The 5,220-nt window shown below is 46.2% G+C and carries 6 protein-coding genes; 4 read left to right on the forward strand and 2 right to left on the reverse strand.

The genetic code is table 11. The features are described from left to right. From QUA53_RS22600 to QUA53_RS22615, 4 genes are all read left to right on the forward strand, one after another. Window positions 1–1,419: iron uptake porin (locus QUA53_RS22600; RefSeq protein ID WP_333099893.1), on the forward strand; the 1,419-nt coding region annotated here is incomplete at its 5' end. Window positions 1,420–1,488: 69 nt separating this feature from the next. Continuing rightward, a complete protein-coding gene (locus QUA53_RS22605) occupies window positions 1,489–2,067 on the forward strand; it encodes an antibiotic biosynthesis monooxygenase (protein ID WP_333099894.1) in 579 nt (192 codons plus the stop codon). A gap of 120 nt (window positions 2,068–2,187) precedes the next feature. Further along, the gene (locus QUA53_RS22610; protein ID WP_333143959.1) at window positions 2,188–2,379 is read left to right on the forward strand and encodes a UBP-type zinc finger domain-containing protein; all 192 of its coding nucleotides are present in this window, start codon (window positions 2,188–2,190) and stop codon (window positions 2,377–2,379) included. Window positions 2,380–2,411: 32 nt separating this feature from the next. After that, window positions 2,412–3,344, forward strand: a complete 933-nt coding sequence (locus tag QUA53_RS22615; RefSeq protein WP_333099896.1) for a DUF5996 family protein — start codon at window positions 2,412–2,414, stop codon at window positions 3,342–3,344. Between the two features lie 129 nt (window positions 3,345–3,473). Here QUA53_RS22615 and QUA53_RS22620 read toward each other — a convergent pair whose 3' ends face one another. Both QUA53_RS22620 and QUA53_RS22625 read right to left on the reverse strand, forming a co-directional pair. Beyond that, complete coding sequence (locus QUA53_RS22620; RefSeq protein ID WP_333249094.1) at window positions 3,474–3,737, reverse strand: hypothetical protein; 264 nt, start codon at window positions 3,735–3,737, stop codon at window positions 3,474–3,476. Between the two features lie 609 nt (window positions 3,738–4,346). Further along, window positions 4,347–5,129 carry an AAA family ATPase gene (locus QUA53_RS22625; protein ID WP_333099899.1) on the reverse strand — a complete coding sequence of 261 codons (783 nt, stop codon included), beginning with the start codon at window positions 5,127–5,129 and terminating at the stop codon, window positions 4,347–4,349. Window positions 5,130–5,220 lie beyond the last annotated feature (91 nt).

A 5,220-nucleotide genomic window follows, 5' to 3' on the forward strand; every position in this document is an offset into this window, starting at 1 on the left:
GTGCAACCGACCGATTGGGCATTTGCAGCATTACAAGCCTTAGTAGATCGCTACGACTGTATGGTTGGTTATCCAAATCAACTATTTCAGGGCAATCGAGCCATTACTCGTTATGAGTTTGCTGCTGGGCTAAATGCTTGTCTAGATCGGCTAGATCAGCTACTAGCCAGTGCAACAGTAGATCTGGCGGAAAGAGAAAATCTACAAACACTACAAAGACTTCAAGCGGAATTTGCATCAGAACTCTCAACATTGCGTAGACAGGTAGATTCCTTAGAAACCCGCACAACTCGATTAGAGTCTCAGCAATTCTCCCCTACAACAAAATTGACTGGAGAGGTCGTTTTTGCTGTGAGCGGTGCATTTGGCAGTGATAGAGCTGTATCACCAGGAGAAACACCTGGTTCTAGGGGTGAGATCGGTGACACTATCATTTTTAGCGGTCGTGCGCGGTTGATCTCGGACACCAGTTTTACGGGGCAAGATTTACTGAGAATTCGATTTCAGGCTGGTAATATTCCAAACTTTAGAGCAGCCACAGGAACCAATATGGCTCGCCTAAGTTTTGATGGTAATACAGACAATCAGTTCATTCTCAATCAACTTTATTATCAATTTCCCATCGGGTCAGATACTAGGGTGACTGCGATCGCCCAGGGCACTTTGTTTGATGTGGTTGATACGATTAACCCTCTATTGGGAAGTGATGGCAGAGGTTCGATTTCCGCATTTGGGGTGCGTAGCCCTATCTATCGTGAAGAAACAGGTGGGACAGGTGTTGGTATCAACCATAACTTTAACTCAGCCATCAATTTGACACTGGTTTATCTTGCTAGTAACGCCAACAACCCGACTGCGGGATCTGGATTATTTGATGGTTCTTACTCTGCCTTAGCACAACTGACACTCAAACCCACAGAATCCTTAAGTTTGGGCTTAACCTATGCTCGTTCTTTGAATTCAATTGATATTGGTACCAGTAGTGCCATTACCAATGATCCCTTTAATGGAAACAGTACCAGCATTGTTGGGGATAGCTATAGTCTTACGGCTTCCTGGCTTGTTAACCCTGCTTTCAGATTGGGAGGATGGATAGGATATCTCCGGGCATCGGCGCAAGACCTCTCCAATGCTCCTACTGCTGAGATTTTTTACTACGCAGTTAATTTTGGATTTCCAGATTTGGGTAAGGAAGGAAACTTATTAGGCTTTGTTTTTGGACAACCGCCTAGAGTGATCAGCAATCAGTTTGGAGTAAGCGATCGTAGCACCTCATTGCACTTTGAAACTTTCTACCGGTTTCAAATGAACGACCATCTCTCAATCACTCCTGGTGTAATCGTCATTACCAACCCTGAACACAACAGCAATAATGACACGATTTTTGTTGGCATTATTCGGACGACGTTTCAGTTTTAGAGTCTATACAGGCACGGTAAGAGCTGTTTTTCTGTTTTAACCATCCAATTTCCCGGACTGTTAAATTCTATGTTGGAAGAACCATTGGCGAGCAATACCAGTCAAGAAAACTATCTAGTCACCGCCGTGATTTCTCATATCGTGAGACCAGGACGTGAACAAGGTTATGAGGAATGGTTGCACGGAATTGCGACGGCTGCTCACCAATTTAAGGGACACTTAGGAGTCAGCGTGATCCGACCCTGTGACCACACTCATCCTGAATATGTGGCAATTCTCAGATTTGATCATTACGACAACCTCAAAACCTGGCTGGAATCCAGTGTGCGGCAGGAATGGCTGGAGCGGTTGCAGCCCTTGATTGAAAAGCCTGAAACCATTCAAACTCTAACGGGTCTGGAAACCTGGTTTACGCTTCCTAACAAACCCATGAAGGCTCCACCTCCGCGCTACAAAATGGCGATCGTGACATGGCTGGGAGTATTTTTTACGATATCTATTCTCAACCGTTTGCTAGTACCGCTCCTGGTTGGGCTTCCGGTATTGCTCAGAACCTTGTTGGTTACAGGTCTAACGGTTGCCCTGCTGACCTACGTGATTATGCCGCGCCTCACTCAACTCTTTCGCAAATGGCTGTATCCCATTTGAGCAAGTACATATCTTGCACATTCACAGGAATCTTCCATGTCTTGTCAACACCTGAACGAACTGACGCTGGAGAATATGATTTCAAAAGCCAATTACCCGGTATTCCGCTGTGAGGAATGCATGCGAGTTGGCGATCCCTGGGTTCACTTGAGAATTTGTCAAACCTGCGGCAAAATGCTGTGCTGCGACTCGTCTAAAAATCAACACGCTCGCCGCCATTACGAAGAAAGTGGACATGCGGTGATTAGTTCAGCCGAATTGGGAGAACAATGGCTGTGGTGTTTTACCGACGAACAACAGAAGAACTATTGATCACGCGCCCCTTTTCTACTCGCGAGGAAATCATGATGTCAAATCAGCCTGCCCTAACAGATATTTGGCCGAGTTTACCCCTGGACGCATGGCAAGAGACCTATGCCACCTTGCACATGTGGACTCAAATCATCGGCAAAATCCGATTTGCCCAAACTCCGTGGATTAATCATTCCTGGCATATTCCCCTCTATCTAACCGTTCGGGGACTGACCACTTCCACGATTCCCTATGGCAGCCGCATCTTTCAAATCGACTTTGATTTCATTGATCATGAGTTGCTGATTCAAACCAGCGAAGGGGCAAGACGGGCGATCGCCCTCTACCCTCGCTCGGTCGCTGATTTTTATCAAACCGTGATGGAAACGCTCAGAGCATTGGATATTCACATCACAATTAACACTAAACCAAATGAAGTCCCCAATCCAATTCGATTTGAGCAGGATGAAACCCATGCTACTTATGATGCGGATTATGCCAATCGATGCTGGCGAGTGCTGCTACAGTCCGATCGCGTCTTTCGAGAATTTCGCTCCCATTTTTCCGGCAAGGTTAGTCCGGTTCATTTTTTCTGGGGGAGTTTTGATTTAGCAGTGACTCGCTTTTCGGGGCGATCGGCTCCTGAGCATCCGGGAGGGGTGCCAAATCTACCGGATGCAGTGGCGCAGGAAGCCTATTCCCAGGAAGTCAGTAGTGCCGGATTTTGGCCCGGAGCCGGATTATCATACCCAGCGTTTTATTCCTATGCGTACCCAGAACCCGATGGGTTTAAGCAGGCTGAGGTTCGTCCTGATGCTGCATTTTACAATAAAGAGTTGGGTGAATTTATTTTGCCCTATGATGCTGTCCGTGAGGCAGAATCACCGGATCAGACGTTGTTAGAGTTCTTACAAAGCACCTATGAAGCTGCAGCCAGGTTAGGCAACTGGAATCAAAAGGAACTTCAGCAGTTGACGTTTAAGTAGCAACTGCATTCCTAAATTGGCGTTTAACTGGCAGATATTAAGTGGTGAAATGTAGGACAATTTCGCAGACTGGTTTATTGGACGCTTAAACCTTGCTCGTGAAGGTCAATTCCGATGAACCTATGGTAATTACTCCAATTTTGGGAACCTGTCAGAGCATACTGGCGCGATCGCTCCCCTGAGAGTGCAGATAAACTCAAATTTCTCCTCACCCTGGTGGAAGGAACTCGTTGGCAATACACCAATGGTGTTCAAAATCTGGTAGCCATCAGCCTCAACACCTTCCTCAATACTGGACATTTCGCCCTGGAAGAGTGTGGAGATGCGATCGCCACACTTCCATCTGTTCGTCTGGTTCTCCCAAGAGTTGCTGCACCAATTTTTGCAGTGCATCGATGATCGCGCTCTAGGGGATATTGCGCCGGAATTGGTCAAATTTACCCCAGATGAAACCCACATTCCGCACCCCAACTGTCACATGGGGTGCGGGCGGGCAGTAAATTCCGTGGGATAGTCTAGCGCGAACCGCTCGATACAGTATAAATACTTAAAAATCGATCTGCCAGACAAAAGAACTTGTTTATTTGGCTTTGTATTAAACAATACTCCGGACAGTTTTTGGAACGATACTACAAGCTTACGCGGGGCAAGGAGCATAAAAAAGTCGAATTAAATGTAAGTCAGGGGTGGAGCTGACATTGATTTAATTATCCACAGTGGCTCAAAGTCTTAGAGCCTAATACCAATTCACTATGAAGCTGCATTTAATATAACGCTAAGGATATAGTTCCAACCAGAAAGACATCAGCCTCATTTAGTGTATCTTCATAGTGAATTGGTATAAGCCATTGGGTCATATAAAAACTGTCCGGACTATTGCTTATAAACTCAATGAAGTTTTACAATACTTCTCTTGTTTGCACCGCACCATCTAATGCGGCAGAAATCTTGGAATTGATTTTCGATGCCAATAAAACCCTGCTATTGCTGTTGATCGTACAGTCAAGTTTTCTCGTAAGCAGGTGCCCGATACTCGAATAATTCTTGCTCTGCCGCCGCAAATTTAGACTGATCGCCCCCAGAAGCAGGCCGAGCAAAGGACGCTTTATTCCGAATCCCCTGGATATCTTCAGAAGAACGCTCAAACGACAGCACAAACTGAGTTCTCTGATAACGCAGATCGGCCAATTCAATTTTACCAGGTCGTCCTTCACAATAAGCTCGTTCAGCACAGCGTTTAACTGCGAGCGCAATTTCAGCACTCGTTGCTCCCGCATAATCAGATAGTAGCGAATACCACTGCCTGTCGCTCCAAAGATTCTCTTTTCCTTCCCCAAACTGCTCTGGGAAATACTTAGCTAAGTGCAAATTGAAAATCTCATAGCGAGCGCCGCTGTGTGGCAAATCCACAAACCAGATTCCGCCGTCGTCAAATCTGCGAATAAGTTCAGCCGGCAGCATTTCTAAGCGGTTAACAGTAGCTAACATTAACACGGGGCTCTCATGTTCCTGCATCCAGGTGAGCAATTTCTGCGACAGCCGTCTAGCTACACCGCCATCAGCATTTGATTCCCAGCCAGAAAAACCCTTGTCAAAATCGTCAAAGAACAGCACGCAGCCGCCCAAATTATCGGCTGTATCCAGCATTTTGTTGAGAGCGCGGTCGGGATTAGAGGAACCTAGAATATTGCCCCAACTTGCTGCTAAAAGCGCATAACCTAGCTTCTTAGCAGCTAGCTTCGCACTCAAACTTTTGCCCGTCCCCGGCGGCCCCCACAGCAGCATTCCTTTGGGAGGTCTGATACCATTTTTTTAAAGATGTGATAGACTTGTGTAAAAAGTAAAGGAGAGAATTACAATGTCTGGTCGTCCTCAT

It is taken from the genome of Microcoleus sp. Pol12B3, assembly GCF_036701355.1.
Taxonomy (GTDB): domain Bacteria; phylum Cyanobacteriota; class Cyanobacteriia; order Cyanobacteriales; family Microcoleaceae; genus Microcoleus.

Coding starts and splice junctions, on each gene's coding strand:
- QUA53_RS22615 (WP_333099896.1), top strand. CDS start 2,412: ATGATGTCAAATCAGCCTGCCCTAACAGATATTTGGCCGAGTTTACCC.
- QUA53_RS22605 (WP_333099894.1), top strand. CDS start 1,489: ATGTTGGAAGAACCATTGGCGAGCAATACCAGTCAAGAAAACTATCTA.
- QUA53_RS22610 (WP_333143959.1), top strand. CDS start 2,188: ATGCGAGTTGGCGATCCCTGGGTTCACTTGAGAATTTGTCAAACCTGC.
- QUA53_RS22625 (WP_333099899.1), bottom strand. CDS start 5,129: ATGCTGCTGTGGGGGCCGCCGGGGACGGGCAAAAGTTTGAGTGCGAAG.
- QUA53_RS22620 (WP_333249094.1), bottom strand. CDS start 3,737: ATGCACTGCAAAAATTGGTGCAGCAACTCTTGGGAGAACCAGACGAAC.